Raw genomic sequence first — 15,987 nt, 5'->3', positions numbered from 1 at the left:
GAGTTAAAGCACATCCCGAAGCCAAGCGACCAGAGGAATATCCGCCGGCGGCATTTCGTAATCGCACAATTTGTCAGGCTTTACCCAAGCCATGGCCTTGTGTTCGCGCGCCGTCACGATCCCCTCCCAGCGCCGCAGCAGGTAGAGGGGCATCAGAAGGTGGAACGTCTCGTAGGTGTGCGAGGCGAAGACGAAGGGCGCGAGACAGGCCTGGGCGACGGTGATGCCCAGCTCCTCGTGCAGCTCGCGGATCAGGCATTCCTCGGGCGTCTCGCCCTTTTCGACCTTGCCGCCCGGGAACTCCCACAGGCCGGCCAGCGACTTGCCTTCGGGGCGCTGGCAGATCAGCACCCGTCCGTCGACATCGATCAGGGCGGCGGCGGCCACCAGGACGATGGGGCGGTCGGTCGGAGGGGCGGCTGGCGTGCTCATGCCCGATCCATCGCGGGCTTTGCCGGGCTTGGCAACGTCTTTGGGGCAACTCCCCGGGTGCGACGAACGTTGCCGAAGGAGCAATCGCAAGGAGGAACGCCATGTCGCTGGACGATCGGCTGGTGAAGAGCGGCGACCTGATCGGGGTCGCGGTCACCGACCCCAAGGGCCACAAGCTGGGCGTCATCCGCGAGGTCTTCGTCGACCGCGACGCCGGCATCGGCCGCTATGTCGCCGTCGAGCCGGCGGGCCTGTTCACCGGCGGCAAATACCACCCCCTGCCCTGGCGCATCCTGACCTTCGACGACAAGGCCGAGGCCTATGCGACCGACCTATCGAAGGACCGCTTCAAGGACAGCCCGGCCTACGACCGCGACCAGTTGGCCAAGACCTCCTACGGCTGGGCCGAGCAGGTGGAGCGGTATTTCGAGGGGTAAGGAAGATGCTCCCCCTGAAGGGGGAGCTGTCGCGGAGCGACTGAGGGGGAAGTTGTTGCGGCATGTCAGCAGCCGCTTCCCCCTCCGGCCCTTCGGGCCACCTCCCCCTTCAGGGGGAGGATCGGATCAAGCCGCCTCCACCGCCGCCACGCGCCGCAAAGCCGCACCCAGTTCCTCGACCATCTCCGGCGTCGTCGCCCACGAGCACATGAAGCGGGCCGAGCCGTCGAGGAAGCGATAGACGAACCAGCCCTCGCCGCGCAGCAGATCCAGCGCCGCGTCGCTCATGGTCACGAAGATCCCATTGGCCTCCACCGGATGGGCGATCGGATAGGGCATCAGCGCGGCCAGCTTCTGCGCCATGGCGTTGGCGTGGGCGGCGCGCGCCGCCCAGGGGCCCGTTCCGCCGTTCTCGTCCAGCAGGCCCAGCCAGGGGGCGGCCAGGAAACGGCCCTTGGAGATCAGTTGGCCGGCATGCTTGATCCGCGCGTCCAGGCGGCGGCGGTGCTCGGGATTGAGGAACACCACCGCCTCGGTCGGGGTCGAGCCGGCCTTGGTGCCGCCCATCACGAGAATGTCGACGCCCAGGCGCCCCACGGCCTTGAGGTCGAAGCCCGCCGCCACGGCGTTGGCCAGCCGCGCGCCGTCCAGGTGCACGCCGTAGCCCTTGGCCTTGGCCGGATCGATCAGCGCCTTCAGCGCGGCTTCGGAATAGACAGTGCCGTACTCGGTGGCCGTGGTCACCGACAGGGCCGCCGCCGGCTGGCGGTAGGAGACGTCGGGCTGAGCCAGGGCCGCCTCCAGCGCCGCCTGTTCGATCTTGCCCGAGGCGCCCGACAGGCCGATCAGCCCCACGCCCTGGCCGAAGAAGCCGGGCGCGCCGGTCTCGTCGGTGCAGATGTGGGCGTGTTCATGGGCCAGCACCGCCTCGTGCGGCGAAGCCAGCAGGGTCAGGGCGAAAGCGTTGGCGGCCGTGCCAGACGGCATGAACCTGACCTCGGCGTCGACGTCCAGGGCGGCGCGGATCCGCTCGCCCGCCGCCAGGCTGACGTGGTCGGTCCCATAGCCCGAAGCCGTACCGGCGTTGGCCGCCAACAAGGCCTCCATCACCTCGGGCATGGCGCCGGCCACATTGTCGGAGGCGAAGTCGTAGCGGGCGATGGTCATGGGCGATCACTCGGAAAGGAACGCCGCCTCGATGCCGGGGCGGCGTCGCCTTTTCAAGAGGCGACCCGCCAGGACAGCAGGACCACGCGATTGTCGGCCGAGGGACCGGCGACGTCGACGAGACGGTCGAGACTGCGCCGGGCCCGCGCCCGTCCGCGCTGCATGCCCAGGTCGGCAAGGGCCTCTACGACTGCGTCGGCCCGCTGCTGGGGCAGGTCTCGCAGGTTCTGCCGCCGCTCGGCCTCGTCCATGTGGCCGGTGACCCGTATCGAGTCGCCGTTGCGCGGATTGGCGCGCGCCTCGAACGCGGCCTTGAAGCCTTCGAGCTGCCCCACCGCGTGGCGATCGATCTCCGCCGAGCCCGGCGCGAACCGGATGATGAGCGGCGGGCTCCAACCGGCCTCGGCGCTTGCCAGGGCCGGGATCGCGCTCAGCGCCGCCGTCCCGATGATGAATGTCCGTCGCTGCATGCGCCCTCCCCTTCATGGCGAAGGTCGAGCGGACGCAACCTGACGTCAAGCTGCATGATCAGGCGGCCGGCGCCGCCCGCAGCGCGCGGATCTTCGGCCACAGCATGTTGACCGCCAGGCCGGCCAGCACGAGGCCCGCCGCCAGCAGCTTCCAGGCCGGCAGGCCCTCGCCCAGCAGCAGGGCCGAGGCGCTCATGCCGAACACCGGCACCAGCAGGGCCATCGGGGTGATGGTGGCGGCCGGGTGGCGGGCCAGCAGCCAGCCCCAGGCGCCGTAGCCGAACATGGTGTTGCCCACCGCTTGCCAGACCACCGCCAGCCAGGTGCCGAGGTCGGCGCCGGCCACGCCCTTGACCATGGCCGGCCAGCCTTCCAGCCACAGGGCCATGCCCAGCAGCGGCGGGATCGAGAACAGGCTGGCCCAGACCACGTAGCCCAGCATGTTCACCGGGCCGGCCTGGCGCGCGACGATGTTGCCGCAGCCCCAGCTCAGCGCCGCCAGCAGCCCTAGCGTAACGCCCAGCGGGGTGGCCGAGCCGCCGCCGTGCAGGGCGATGATCGCGATGCCGGCGATGGCCAGCAGCAGGGCGACGACCTGGAAGCCGCGCACCCGCTCGCGATTGATCTGCATGGCCAGAGCGATGGTGAAGAACACCTGGGTCTGCAGGATCAGCGAGGCCAGGCCCGGCGAGATGTGGCCCTTCATGGCCACGAACAGCAGGCCAAACTGCCCCGCCCCGATCAGCAGGCCGTAGCCCGCCAGATTGAGCCACGACACCGCCGGCTTCCTGACGAAGAACACCAGCGGCAGCAGCACGAAGGTGAAGCGCAGGGTGGCGAAGGTCAGCGGCGGCAGGTGGTTCAGCGCCTGGCGGATGACCACGAAGTTGGTCCCCCACACCGCCACCACCGCGAGAGCCAGCAGGAAATGGCGAAGCGGCAGGGAACTGGGCATGGGACGCACTCCTCGAACGGCCCCTAACTAGGCCCAACGGCCCGGCTTTGCCATGCCGCGGGACGTGCAAATCGCGATCGTCCGATGACTGAGTATTCGCGCAGCGCCGTCACAGTAAATGCGCCGGAAATCACTGTGACGCGGCTATGAAGTTTTCGCGAAACCCGTAGTCCCAACGGTCAAGTTTAGCACCTCGTTAGGTGTGAAACCGCCATTCACCCTCGCGAGTGGAGGCGTATTCCCATGTTCACCCTGCGCGACACCGTTTCTTCCCTGACCCCGGCGCGGGCGGAAGATCTCGGCAAGACGCTGTACGAGCGGTTCCGCGAGGAGCCCGACACCCTGATCATTCCGGTGCTCGACGCCGACGACCGCCCCGTGGGCCTGGTCGAGCGCAACGCGTTCTTCCTGCGCATGGCCGCCGAGTACGGCCGCGCCCTCTACGCCAACCGTCCCATCGAAGTGCTGATGGACCGCGAGCCGCTGGTGGTCGAGGCCGACGTCGAGCTGGCCGCCTTCACCAATGACAGCCTGTCCTACCGGGCCAGCGACCTGCTGCGCGGCTTCATCGTCACCGACGGCGGGCGCTATCTGGGCGTGGGCACCGTCATCGGCCTGCTGCAGGCCGCCAGCGAGACCAACCGCCGCAACCTCGACGCCCTGGCCGACGCCAAGGCCGACGAGGAACGCGCCCGCACCTTCATGACCGCCGTGGTCGAGTCCATCCCGTCGATGGTGTTCGTCAAGCGCGCGTCGGACCAGAGCTACGTGCTGCTCAACCGCGCCGGCGAGAAGATCCTAGGCTATTCGCGCGAAGAGATGATCGGCCGCACCGACGAGGCCTTCTTCGATCCGGTGCAGGCGGCGATCTATCACGCCCGCGACGCCGAGGTCGTACGCTCGGGCGAGGTCAAGGTCATCGAGGAGGACCTGATCCCCCGCAAGGACGGCACGACCGCCATCCTGCGCACCAAGAAGATCGCCATCCTCGACGCCGAGGGCCGCCCCGAATACCTGCTGGGCGTTTCGGAAGACATCGCCGAGCGCAAGCGGGCCGAGGCCCAGATCGCGCGCCTGGCCCACTACGACCCACTGACCGAGCTGCCCAACCGCCTGCTGTTCCACAAGGACCTGTCCGACGCCCTGGCCCGCGCCGCGCGGCGCGAGGACCTGGTGGCCGTGCACTGCGTCGATCTGGACCGCTTCAAGGTGGTCAACGACACGCTTGGCCACCCGGTCGGCGACGCCCTGCTGAAGGCCGCCGCCGAGCGCCTGCGGGCCTGCGTCCGCGACGGCGACACCGTGGCCCGCCTGGGCGGCGACGAATTCGCCGTGGTGCAGATGGGCCTGTCGGACCTGTCGGGCGCCACGCGCCTGGCCGCCCGCATCGTCGAGGCCCTGGAGGCCCCTTTCGACCTCCTGGGCCACCAGGTGGTGATCGGCGGCAGCGTCGGGGTGACCGTCTCGCCCGACGACGGGCACGACTGCGACGAGCTGCTGAAGAAGGCCGACATGGCCCTCTACCGCGCCAAGGCCGACGGCAAGGGCACCTTCCACTTCTTCGAGCGGGCCATGGACGAGCAGCTGCAGGCCCGCCGGGCCCTGGAGCTGGACCTGCGCAAGGCGCTCGCCGAAGGCCAGTTCGAGCTGTTCTACCAGCCGCTGTTCGACCTGGAGGCCGATCGCGTCACCGGCTGCGAGGCGCTGCTGCGCTGGTTCCACCCCGAGCGGGGCATGGTCTCGCCCGGCGAGTTCATCCCGCTGGCCGAGGAGATCGGCCTGATCGGCGCCCTGGGCGACTGGGTGCTGCGCGCCGCCTGCGACGAGGCCGCCCGCTGGCCCCAGCACGTGCGCCTGGCGGTGAACCTCTCGCCCGCCCAGTTCCGCGACCGGCGCCTCGCCGCCACCGTGGTCCAGGCCCTCGCGGCCTCGGGCCTGCCGGCCGAGCGGCTGGAACTGGAGATCACCGAGAGCGTCCTGCTGCAGGACAGCGCCTCCAACATGGCCATCCTTCACGACCTGAAGGCCCTGGGCGTGCGCATCTCGATGGACGACTTCGGCACGGGCTACAGCTCGCTGAGCTACCTGCGCAGCTTCCCGTTCGACAAGATCAAGATCGACCAGACCTTCGTGCGCGACATCCTCGACGACGCCGACGCCCTGGCGATCATCAAGGCCGTCCTCGACCTGGGCGCCAGCCTGGGCATCACCACCACGGCCGAGGGCGTGGAGTCCGAGGAACAATTGCACGAACTGCGCCGCCAGGGCTGCGGCGAGATCCAGGGCTACTTCATCAGCCGCCCCAAGCCGGCGGTCGAGATCGCGGCGCTCCTGGGGGTGGCCACGCCCCCGCGCGGCCTGTCGGAGGTGGTGGCGTTCTCGGCGGTAAAGCCCCTCGAACCGGCCAGCGAGGCCCAGAGAGCGACGGCGTGACCACAAAGGAACCTCCCCCTGTGGGGGAGGTGATCGCGGAGCGATCGGTGGGGGGAGTGATTGGGAAATCGGCCGACGCCTGCGGCGGCTGATAACGTCCCCCCACCGGCCTTCGGCCGCCTCCCCCACAGGGGGAGGTTCCTTGCGCTTCGACCACCCCAGCCCCCGCAAACCCTTGCGCCCCAAGCCTCTCCCTTGACTTCGCACCTGCAATATCCGATATGAGCCCCGCGCCTGTAGGCGCTATCGGTGCTCCAGCCGCGTGACGGACCCCTCTGGGTTCAGCCTGTCGAGCGCCCTGAAAGCTTCTCATAGACCGCCCGTATCACGCGGGGCGCTCCCCAACCGACCCGCCGCCAGGCGAGCCGTGCGAGGACCGCGCGCGCCGTCTCGCGACCGTACGAAAGATACGTCCGCAGTGACTCAATTCACCGACCTTGGCCTGGCCAAGCCGATCCTGAAGGCCCTGGCCGACAAGGGCTACACCCAGCCCACCCCGATCCAGGCCCAGGCCATCCCGATCGTCATGAAGGGTCGCGACCTTCTGGGCATCGCCCAGACCGGCACCGGCAAGACCGCCGCCTTCGCCCTGCCGATCCTGCATCGCCTGGCCGAGGACCGCCGTCCGGCCCCGCGCCGCGGCTTCCGCTGCCTGGTCCTTTCCCCGACCCGCGAACTCGCGACGCAAATCGCCGACAACTTCAAGGCCTACGCCGCCCACCTGGGCCTGTCGGTCGCCACCATCTTCGGCGGCGTGAAGTACGGCCCGCAGATGCGCGCCCTGGCCGCCGGCGTCGACGTCGTCGTCGCCACCCCGGGCCGCCTGATGGACCACCTGGGCGAAAAGAGCGCCACCCTGGGCGGCGTCGAGATCTTCGTGCTCGACGAAGCCGACCAGATGCTCGACCTGGGCTTCGTGGTGCCGATCCGCAAGATCGCCAGCCAGCTGCCCAAGGACCGCCAGAACCTGTTCTTCTCGGCCACCATGCCGGGCGAGATCGGCAAGCTGGCCGGCGAGCTGCTGAAGAACCCGGCCTCGGTCTCGATCACCCCGCAGGCCACGACGGTCGAGCGTATCGACCAGTCGCTGATCTACATCGAGGCCCAGCGCAAGCGTCCCCTGCTGGCCGAGCTGCTGTCGGACAAGGCCGTCGAGCGCTCGATCGTCTTCACCCGCACCAAGCGCGGCGCCGACCGCGTGGCCAAGTACCTGACCGCCGCCGGCATCGAGGCCGCCTCGATCCACGGCGACAAGACGCAGGGCCAGCGCGAGCGCGCGCTCGCCGCCTTCAAGGCGGGTGAGGTCAAGGCCCTGGTCGCGACCGACATCGCCGCCCGCGGCATCGACGTCAACGACATCAGCCACGTCTTCAACTACGAGCTGCCCAACGTGCCGGAGGCCTATGTCCACCGGATCGGCCGAACCGCCCGCAAGGGCAAGGATGGCGTGGCCATCAGCTTCTGCTCGGACGACGAGCGCAGCCTGCTGAAGGACATCGAGAAGGCCACCCGCCAGAAGATCCCGTCCTTCGACCGCCGCAACGACAAGGCCCTGGCGGCTGCTGCGGCCGTCGCCGACAAGCTGGCGCCGGCCGAGAAGTACGTCGATCCGCGCAAGGCCGACCCGCGCAACAACGTCCCCTCGGAACTGCGCCGCAAGCGCAACCGTAACGGCGGCGGCCAGGGCAAGAGCGCCCCGGGCAAGGGCGGCCAGGGCGGCGGCCAGCAGGCCCAGGGCCGCGGCGAGGGCCGTAACGGCGGTCGCGGCAAGGGCGGCGGTCAGGGTCAAGGTCAGGGCCAAGGCAAGGCGGCCGCCGGCGGCGGCGACTTCCGCGGTCCCAAGCGCGGCGTCCAGCAGGTCGAGACCCGCTGGAGCCCGATCGACTAAAGCCGATCTCCGAAAGGCCGCTTCCTCCGGGAGGCGGCCTTTTTGCTGCGCGCGCCTCCTCCCCCTCCGGTCGAGCCGCCTCGCCTCCCCGGCGAAATCCGCAGCCTTGAGCCGAGCCTGCTGCGACGCTTGCGCGCAGGGCCGTGCTTGCGCCCTTGCAACCCCTACAGCCCTCGGATCATTGTTCGCCCGGACCCGGCTTTAGGGGAGCCGGTGGGAGGGACAAAACGCCATGCCGCAGGGCGAAGGGCGGAGCTTGCCTGCGTTCACGCGGCTGGCCGGTGGGGAAATGGCCGAGCGCGTGAAGGCCTTCGACTGGTCGCTGACGCCGCTTGGCGCGCGCGAGGCCTGGTCGGCCAGCTTGCGGCTGGCCGTCGACATGCTGATGGCCACCAACTTCCCCATGGCCCTGCGCTGGGGTCCCGAACTGATCCTGATCTACAACGACGCCTACGCGCCCGCCCTGCGCGAGCGTCATTCCGACGCCCTGGGCCGGCCGTTCACCCAGCATTCCGACGCCTTCCGCGCCACCCTGCTGGGCATCCACCAGGACATCCTTACCGGCGAGAGCGGCGGCTACGCCCTGGAACGCATGCCCCTGCAGGTGCAGCGCGAGGCCGGCGAGGCGCGCCTGGCCCACTTCGCCGTCAGCTACAGCCCGGTGCCCGACGAGACCGCCCCCACGGGCGTGGGCGGCGTGCTGATCTCGGCCGTCGAGATCACCGGCGCGATCGAGACCGAGAAGGAGCTGCGCGCCACCCGCGCCCGCTACGACATGGCCCTGGACGCCGCCGGCGGCGTCGGCGCCTGGGAATGGGACATCAAGGCCAACAGGGTCTATTGCGACGCCCGCTACGCCAGCCTGCACCAGGTGGATCCGGCCTTCGCCTCGCAGGGCCTGCCCGCCCAGAGCTTCACCCCCGCCGTCCATGACGAGGACCGCGAACGGGTGCGCCAGATCGCCCTGGCCGCCATGCAGACCGGCGGCGCGTTCGCCGACGAGTATCGGCTGGTCCAGGCCGACGGCTCGGTGCGCTGGGTGGCGGCCAGCGGCCATTGCTATCTCGACGCCGACGGCCAGGCCGACCGTAACGCCGGCGTCGTCTTCGACATCACCGAGCGCAAGCGGATGGAGAGCGAGCTGCTGGAAGCCCGCCTCGACCGCGACATCGCCATGGAGGCGGCCGGCATGGGCCGCTGGGACCACAACCCCAGCACCGGCCAGCGCTATTGGGACAGGCGCTCGTGCGAGATGTTCGGCGTGGCCGAGCCCGGCCCGCGGGACTTCGACAGCTTCGTGGCCCTGCTGCATCCCGACGACGTGGAACTGGTCAAGGCGGCGGTGGCCGCCGCCACCGATCCGGCGGGCGACGGGCTGATCAATGTCGAGTACCGGATCGTGCGCCCCTCCGATGGGGCCCTGCGCTGGATCGAGGTGTTCGGCCGGGCCTATTTCGAGCGCGGCGTCTGCACCCGCTTCGTCGGCGTCGGCTCTGACGTCACCGACCGCAAGGAGGCCGCCCGCAAGCTGGTCTCGCAGGAGGAGACCCTGCGCCTGGCCATCGAGGCCGCCGACGTCGGCACCTGGGACCTGGACATTCGCAACGACGTGCTGACCTGGTCGGACCGCTGCTACGCCATGTTCGGCGTCGCGCCCGGCACGCCGGTGGTGCGCGAGGACTTCTACGCCAACCTGCACCGCGCCGATCGCGACGAGGTGCGAGAGGCCCTGCGCCGCACGCTGGATGGCCGTATCTGCGCCGACTACGACGTCGAGTTCAGGTTCATCGGCCGCGAGGACGGGGTCGAGCGCTGGCTGTCGGCCAAGGGCAAGGCCTTCTTCGACAACGAGGGCAAGCCGATCCGGATGATCGGCACCACCGTCAACATCACCGACCGCAAGCGTGCCGAGCTGCATCTGCGGCTGCTGGTCAACGAGCTGAACCATCGCGTGAAGAACTCGCTGGCCACCATCCAGGCCATCGCCGGCCAGACCTTCCACGCCGCGCGCTCGCTGCCGGCCGCCCAGGAGGCCTTCACCGCCCGGATCATCGCCCTGTCCGAAGCGCACGACGTGCTGACCCGCGAGAACTGGGAGGGCGCGGACCTGCTGGACGTGGTCGACCGCCTGGTGGCGCTGCACGGCGGCGAGGGGCGCTTCGTGCTGGACGGCCCGTCGGTGCGCCTGTCGCCGCGCCCGGCCCTGTCGCTGTCGATGGCCCTGCACGAGCTGGCCACCAACGCGGTGAAATACGGCGCCCTGTCGCGCCAGGGCGGCCAGGTGACGATCAGCTGGAGCGTCGACTACAGCGGCGTGCCGCGCCTGTCGCTTCGCTGGACCGAACGCGGCGGCCCGGCCGTGGTCGCCCCCACCCGCCGCGGCTTCGGCTCGCGCCTGATCGAGCGCGGCCTGGCCCAGGAGCTCTCCGGCGAGGCCCGGATCGACTTCAGGCCCGAAGGCGTCGAGTGCCAGATCACGGCGTTGCTGGACTGCTGACAGAAGGCCCTCTCCCCATGGGAGGATCTATCGGCGCGGATGCTCCCCTTCTGGGGGAGCTGTCGGTAAAGCCGACTGAGGGGGTCTCTCCCCTCACGCCATCCGCAACACCTTGGCGATCTGCTCGTCGCTGCGTCGCAGGGCGAGCATCGCCAGGCCCGCAAAGGCCAGGGGGATCAGCGCCCAGGACGCCAGGCCCGCCACGGCCAGGCCCGCCCCGCCGGCCAGCAGGGCCGAGACCACCACCTCGGCAAGGGTCGCGAACCAGGACGCCCCGCGCCGGCGCTTGAAGTCGGCCCGCTTGCCCGGCTTCTGGTGCCAGACGTTGATCAGGCCGCATGACCAGGCCGACAGGCCAGCCCCCAGGGCCGTCCAGAGGGCGGCGACCGGCGCCAGCCACAGCAGCATCGCCAGCGGCACAGCCAGCAGCAGGGCCACCGGCAGAAGGGCGGCCGCCAGCTTGGCGCGGCGCAGGCTGCGCGTGGCGGCCGGCGACACGGCCAGCAGATCGGGGCTCTCCTCCGCCGACAGGGTGATCCAGGACAGGCTGCCGGCGACCTGGCCGGCCAGGAACACCACCACGCCCGCGCCGCCGGCCAGGGCCGCCCCGCCGTCGCCATGGCCCGCCGTGCGGCTAAGGATCAGCGCGGTCGGCACCAGGTACAGCACGCGCAGCAGCACCTGCGACAGCAGCGCCGCGTCGCGCAGGATCAGCCTGACTTCCTTGGCCAGGGTGGCGGCGAAGACGCCGCGCGCGAAGGCCCGGTCTCGTCCCTTGACCGGCTTCGCGGCCGAGGCCTCGGCGCCCTGCGTGGCGGCCGCGGCCGCGGCGTCGGCGAAGCGCTTGCCCAGCGACAGGGCCGACAGCACGAAGGCCCCCGCACCGATCGCCACCATGGCCAGCAGGGGCAAGGGCTCGCCCAGCATCGCCTTCAGCGGCCAATAGCCGATCGGCGGGATCGTGACCCGCCCCTCGGCCGCGTCCCGCGCCAGCGACTGGAACAGGCTCTCGCTGGCCTTCTCGCCCATGATCGTGCGGATCTGGCTGGCCAGGAAGAAGGCCGCGCCGGTCAGGGCCGCCAGCACCTGGGCGACGGTGCGCGTGCGGCGCGGACCGATCAGCTTGAAAAGCGCCATGGCCAGGGTCAGGCCTGTCGCCGTCGCCAGCAGGGCAAGGGCCGCCAGCACGCCGAACAGGCCCAGCCATTCGGGATGGCCCAGGAACACCGCGGGGCCCAGAAGGGGCGTGACGAAGATCAGGAACACCGTCAGCACGCCGGCCGCCACGCCCAGGGCGCGGACAAACAGCACCGTGCGCGGCGGGATCGGCGAGGAGAACAGCAGGTCGAGATCGCCGCGCTCGTACAGCGCCTCGCTGGCCGCGGCCAGGGTCTGGGACAGCATCAGGGTGAAGGCCGTTGCGCAGCAGGCCAGGGCGACAGCGGCCGACAGCGGGATCACCGGCACGTCGAACCGGCGCGCGGCCAGGCCGATGATCACCCCGCCGGTCAGCATCAGCAGCGCCAGGATCGCAAGGCCGATCATCGCCCCGACCCCGCCCATCGCCCGCTTGCCGGTCAGGGCCCGGAAGCCCAGCCGCATCTCGTGGGCCAGCAGCCAGGGGATAGAACCGGAGCGCAGCAGGCTCACGCGGGCGCCCCGTCGGCGGTCAGTTGCAGGAAGACGTCCTCGAGGGTGTCGCCGCCGCCCTGCCCCGCCTGCGATCTCAGGGCGTCCAGCGTGCCCTCGGCCAGCAGGCGGCCGCCGGCGATGATGCCGATGCGGTCGGCCATGCGCTCGGCGACCTCCAGAATGTGGGTGGTCAGGATCACCGTGCCGCCGGCGTCGACCCGGGCCTGCAGCATGTCCTTCACCAGGCGCGCCGAGGCCGCGTCGAGGCCCGTCAGCGGCTCGTCGAGGATCAGCAGCCTGGGATCGTGGATCAGGGCCCCGGCCAGGGCCACCTTCTGCTTCATGCCGCGCGAGAAGCCCTCGCACCGCCGCCGCGCTTCGGACGCCAGGCCCAGGGTCTCCAGCAGCTCCAGCGCCCGGGCCTTGGCGTGACGGGGCTCGACGTTCCAGAGGCCGGCGACGAACTCCAGATACTCCAGCGGCGTCAGGCGGTCATAGATCATCGCCTCGTCGGGCGCCCAGGCGGTGATCGCCTTGGCGCCGGCCGGGTCAGCCAGGGCGTCGACCCCGAAGATGCTGATGCTGCCCCTGTCGGGCTTGGTCAGCCCCGCGACCATCCGCAGGGTCGTGGTCTTGCCCGCCCCATTGGGGCCCAGCAGGGCATAGAGCTCGCCCGGATGCACCGTCAGGTCCAGCTCGCGCACGGCGGGCTTGGAGAAGGTCTTGTCCAGCCCCCGGACGATCAAGGCTTCGGTCACGCCAGACCCCCATGCAATCGCAGCGGGCATGTGATCGCGATTGGGCGAGGCGCGCAAGCGGCGGGCGATCAGCCCCGGCGATGCAAGGCGGCCCTAAGCCACCCGGGTCTCGACCCTCACGCCGGCGGTCAGCATCTTGTGCACAGGGCAGGCCTCGGCGATCTCCAGCAGGCGCTGGCGCTGCTCGGCGTCGAGATCGCCGGAAAGGCTGATCACGCGATCAAACACGTCGGCCGGGACCTGACCGGGCAGCCGCCGCCAGTTGGTCTCCACCCGCACCGCGCCAAGAGCCCAGCCCTTGCGCCTGGCATAGAGCCGCAACGTCTGGGTCGTGCAGGCCGCCAGGCCCGCTGCGACCAGGTCGTGGGGATTGGGGCCGGTGTCGAGGCCGCCCTCGGCGGGCTTCAGATCGCCGGCGAAACGCGACGGACCGGCAGTGACCAGGATCTGCACGCCGCCATGGCCGCTGTCCTCGGCGATGGCGGAAGGGCGGGCGGTGTCGGTCATGGCGAGAATCCTGCGTCTGTCGAGACCGCCAATGTGGCGCCTTGCCCGATCACGCGCTTGGTCGAATCCGCGCGAACGTGAAGGTTCAGGCGGCCGCGCCGGCCCCGACCTTGAACAGGTGCGTGGCGCCGCGCCAGACCTCGACCTCGTTGCAGCCGCGGTGCATGTCGAACAACTCGCCCGCGCGCAGGCGCGCGGCATGGTCGTCGGCGCAGGCCGTGACGTCAAAACGGGGAACCGAGCCGTCGCGCTCGACGCAGAAGAAGGTGAACACCTGCATGGGAACCATCGTCCTCATCAGGCGGGCCGTGTCCATGTTCGATGGGCGGGGCCGCAGCGCCAGCTGACTTCCGCAGCCGGCTCTTGAGAACCCAATATAATGATCGGCGTTCGATTCACCATAGGGGTTCGGCTTCTTGGCGGGACTTCGTTGGGGACGAGGCCCGTGATCAGGGAATCCGTCGCCGAGACGGTGGTTCCAATTCCGCGTGAATGCGCTTTCCCTGGGCGTCATCACGCACTAGGTTCGCCAACCTTTCGCAAACGGCGACGTTAAGAGACTCATGGCCGCGCACTATCTCGATTTCGAGCGACCCATCGCCGACCTGGAAGCCAAGATCGAAGAGCTTTCAAAGCTTTCCGAGACGGCTGGTCCTGGCGCGTTCGACAGCGAGATCGGCGCCCTGCGCGAGCGCGTGCAGGTGCTTCGCAAGGAAGCCTATGCCGGCCTCGACGCCTGGCAGAAGACGATGGTCGCCCGCCACCCTCAGCGTCCGCACCTGCGTGATTATGTCGCGGGCCTGATCGACGAGTTCGTCGAGCTGCGCGGCGACCGCAAGTTCGCCGACGACCAGGCCATCGTGGGCGGCCTTGGCCGCTTCCGCGGCATGCCGGTGGTCGTGATGGGCCACGAGAAGGGCTACGACACCACCACCCGCCTGAAGCACAACTTCGGCATGGCCCGTCCCGAAGGCTACCGCAAGGCCGTGCGCCTGATGGACATGGCCGAGCGCTTCAACCTGCCGGTCGTCACCTTCGTCGACACCGCCGGCGCCTATCCGGGCCTGGGCGCCGAGGAGCGCGGCCAGGCCGAGGCCATCGCCCGCTCGACCGAGCGCTGCCTGACCCTGGGCACCCCGATGGTCGCCACGGTCACCGGCGAAGGCGGCTCGGGCGGCGCCATAGCGCTGGCCGGCGCCAACCGCGTGCTGATCCTCGAGCACTCGATCTATTCGGTGATCTCGCCGGAAGGCGCAGCCTCGATCCTGTGGCGCGACGGCGCCCGGGCCAAGGACGCGGCGACCAACATGAAGATCACGGCGCAAGACCTGATCAAGCTGCGCATCGTCGACCGCATCGTCGAGGAACCGGCCGGCGGCGCCCATTCGGATCCGGAAGCGGCCATCAAGGCCGTCGGCGACGCGGTCGAGGACGAGCTGAAGAAGCTGTCGCTGCTGACCCCGGCCGAGCTGAAGCGCCAGCGCGCCGAGCGCTTCTACGCCATCGGCCGCGAAGGGCTGCAGTAAGGTCGCCCTCCGGCGAGCCGCGAAGAAATCCACACCGTTTTTCGCGCGGAAACCTCCCATCGCCTCCGCACAATCTTGACGTGCAGCTCGCGAACGACGCTTAAATGCCCCGCCTTATAGTCACGCTTGCTGCATGGCGTGCAGGTTGGGGGATTGAGATGAGAGTTTTCGCGCGGCTCGCCCTGGCGACGCTGCTTACCGGCGCGCTGACCACGGCGGGCCATGCCCAGACGCGCAACGTATACGGCTATGACGCGCAGGGGCGCCTCGTCGAGGCCGGCGCAGGATCCAGGATCACGCGCTACGAGTACGACCCCGCCGGCAATCGCACCAGAAGCGCCAGCTGCGACGTCGCCCAGCCGCAGCGCAAATGGGAAGCCGAAGCCCTCCCCCACACCCAGGGCGCGGCGACACCCGGCGGCTGGCAGATGACGCCCGCCAATTCCGGCATCGTCATCTACGGTCCCTACGCCACCGACATCGCGCCGGGATCCTATGTGGGGCTCTGGCGCGCCAAGAGCAGCCAGGTCGCGCCGGGCGACGGTACGCAGTCTCTGTATATCGACGTGTGGGACGCCACGGCCGGAGTCACCCTGGCGGCCCGCAGCATCCCCCGGTCGGCCTGGACGGCCGCCGACGAGTACCAGGTCCTCTCGCTGGCGTTCCAGGTCCCGGCCTCGGCCGCGGGCCACATGATCGAGCTGCGGACCTCCTACGCCTCCTGGGCGACCGTCACCCAGGACTGGGTCGCGATTTCGTCGCCCACCACCAACGCCAACTACGGGGGCGAGGTCGGCGCCTGCGCCTCGGCGTGGGAAGGCCGCAACCTGCCGCACGCGGGCGGCGCGGCCGTCGGTGACAGCTGGTCCAGTTCGGGCGCCGCCAACCACATCGTGTTCGGCCCGTACAGCACCGCCGTGCCCGCCGGTCGCCGCACGGCCTTCTGGCAAGTGATGATCGACGGCTCGACTACCGGGTCGCAGGATCTGGCCGAACTGGACGTCTTCGACTCCACAACTGGCGCCCAGATCGCGCGCCGCACGATCGCGCCCTCCTCGTTCTCCGGCCCGGGCGCCTGGCATTGGTTCTCGCTCGACTACAATCAGGTCGCGGGTCACTCGATCGAGTTTCGCATCCGCACCCTCACCTCGGGCCAGCTCATCGTGAACCGGGTCGGCGCCTTCTAGGCTGAGTAAGCCGGCTCGGCCCATCGCCGAGCCCGGGACCCAAAGAAAAAGCCCGCCCCGGTCTCCCGGGGCGGGCTTCGTCGTTTCAGGCTCTCGCG

Annotated in this window: 14 protein-coding genes; 6 read left to right on the top strand and 8 right to left on the bottom strand. The window is 70.0% G+C overall.

The features are described from left to right. Window positions 1-3 precede the first annotated feature (3 nt). Window positions 4-432: an 8-oxo-dGTP diphosphatase MutT gene (mutT, locus tag DDF67_RS01370; RefSeq protein ID WP_109099177.1), complete on the bottom strand. Its 429-nt coding sequence runs from the start codon at window positions 430-432 to the stop codon at window positions 4-6. Between the two features lie 101 nt (window positions 433-533). Between mutT and DDF67_RS01365 the strand changes: the two genes are divergently transcribed. Further along, entirely contained in the window at window positions 534-869 is a 336-nt protein-coding gene (locus tag DDF67_RS01365; RefSeq protein ID WP_109099176.1) for a PRC-barrel domain-containing protein, read from the top strand. 126 nt (window positions 870-995) lie between these two features. On the opposite strand, the gene DDF67_RS01360 is transcribed toward DDF67_RS01365, so the two are convergent. The 3 genes from DDF67_RS01360 to DDF67_RS01350 are packed head-to-tail and all read right to left on the bottom strand — an operon-like array spanning window position 996 to window position 3,461. Beyond that, window positions 996-2,036 carry a beta-eliminating lyase-related protein gene (locus tag DDF67_RS01360; protein WP_109099175.1) on the bottom strand — a complete coding sequence of 347 codons (1,041 nt, stop codon included), beginning with the start codon at window positions 2,034-2,036 and terminating at the stop codon, window positions 996-998. 53 nt (window positions 2,037-2,089) lie between these two features. Beyond that, window positions 2,090-2,506, bottom strand: a complete 417-nt coding sequence (locus DDF67_RS01355) for an OmpA family protein (RefSeq protein WP_109099174.1) — start codon at window positions 2,504-2,506, stop codon at window positions 2,090-2,092. 58 nt (window positions 2,507-2,564) lie between these two features. Beyond that, window positions 2,565-3,461, bottom strand: coding sequence for an EamA family transporter (locus tag DDF67_RS01350; RefSeq protein ID WP_109099173.1), 897 nt, complete (start codon window positions 3,459-3,461; stop codon window positions 2,565-2,567). A gap of 243 nt (window positions 3,462-3,704) precedes the next feature. Here DDF67_RS01350 and DDF67_RS01345 point away from each other — a divergent pair, with 243 nt between their 5' ends. The 3 genes from DDF67_RS01345 to DDF67_RS01335 all read left to right on the top strand — a co-directional run bounded on the left by DDF67_RS01345 (window position 3,705) and on the right by DDF67_RS01335 (window position 10,279). After that, window positions 3,705-5,894 (top strand): putative bifunctional diguanylate cyclase/phosphodiesterase, encoded by a 2,190-nt coding sequence (locus DDF67_RS01345; RefSeq protein ID WP_109099172.1) that lies wholly within the window; start codon window positions 3,705-3,707, stop codon window positions 5,892-5,894. 418 nt (window positions 5,895-6,312) lie between these two features. Beyond that, complete coding sequence (locus tag DDF67_RS01340; RefSeq protein WP_109099171.1) at window positions 6,313-7,782, top strand: DEAD/DEAH box helicase; 1,470 nt, start codon at window positions 6,313-6,315, stop codon at window positions 7,780-7,782. Window positions 7,783-8,038: 256 nt separating this feature from the next. Continuing rightward, window positions 8,039-10,279 (top strand): sensor histidine kinase, encoded by a 2,241-nt coding sequence (locus DDF67_RS01335; protein ID WP_233247497.1) that lies wholly within the window; start codon window positions 8,039-8,041, stop codon window positions 10,277-10,279. Between the two features lie 93 nt (window positions 10,280-10,372). On the opposite strand, the gene DDF67_RS01330 is transcribed toward DDF67_RS01335, so the two are convergent. The 4 genes from DDF67_RS01330 to DDF67_RS01315 form a co-directional block, all read right to left on the bottom strand. Next, window positions 10,373-11,929 carry a hypothetical protein gene (locus DDF67_RS01330; protein ID WP_109099169.1) on the bottom strand — a complete coding sequence of 519 codons (1,557 nt, stop codon included), beginning with the start codon at window positions 11,927-11,929 and terminating at the stop codon, window positions 10,373-10,375. Next, a complete protein-coding gene (locus tag DDF67_RS01325) occupies window positions 11,926-12,699 on the bottom strand; it encodes an ABC transporter ATP-binding protein (protein WP_109099168.1) in 774 nt (257 codons plus the stop codon). Before DDF67_RS01325 ends, DDF67_RS01330 begins: the two co-directional genes overlap by 4 nt. Before the next feature lie 63 nt (window positions 12,700-12,762). Beyond that, window positions 12,763-13,176, bottom strand: coding sequence for an OsmC family protein (locus tag DDF67_RS01320; protein WP_109099167.1), 414 nt, complete (start codon window positions 13,174-13,176; stop codon window positions 12,763-12,765). Between the two features lie 85 nt (window positions 13,177-13,261). Further along, complete coding sequence (locus DDF67_RS01315; RefSeq protein ID WP_109099270.1) at window positions 13,262-13,456, bottom strand: hypothetical protein; 195 nt, start codon at window positions 13,454-13,456, stop codon at window positions 13,262-13,264. 283 nt (window positions 13,457-13,739) lie between these two features. Here DDF67_RS01315 and DDF67_RS01310 point away from each other — a divergent pair, with 283 nt between their 5' ends. After that, window positions 13,740-14,702, top strand: coding sequence for an acetyl-CoA carboxylase carboxyltransferase subunit alpha (locus DDF67_RS01310; RefSeq protein WP_058350468.1), 963 nt, complete (start codon window positions 13,740-13,742; stop codon window positions 14,700-14,702). Window positions 14,703-14,860: 158 nt separating this feature from the next. Beyond that, window positions 14,861-15,889 carry an RHS repeat domain-containing protein gene (locus tag DDF67_RS01305; RefSeq protein WP_158277968.1) on the top strand — a complete coding sequence of 343 codons (1,029 nt, stop codon included), beginning with the start codon at window positions 14,861-14,863 and terminating at the stop codon, window positions 15,887-15,889. The last annotated feature ends 98 nt before the right edge of the window (window positions 15,890-15,987 follow it).

The sequence above is a fragment of the Caulobacter endophyticus genome (assembly GCF_003116815.1).
GTDB classification, from domain to species: Bacteria; Pseudomonadota; Alphaproteobacteria; order Caulobacterales; family Caulobacteraceae; genus Caulobacter; species Caulobacter endophyticus.
Note: the sequence above shows the minus strand (reverse complement) of the source record. Positions and strands in the feature narration are given on the sequence as shown.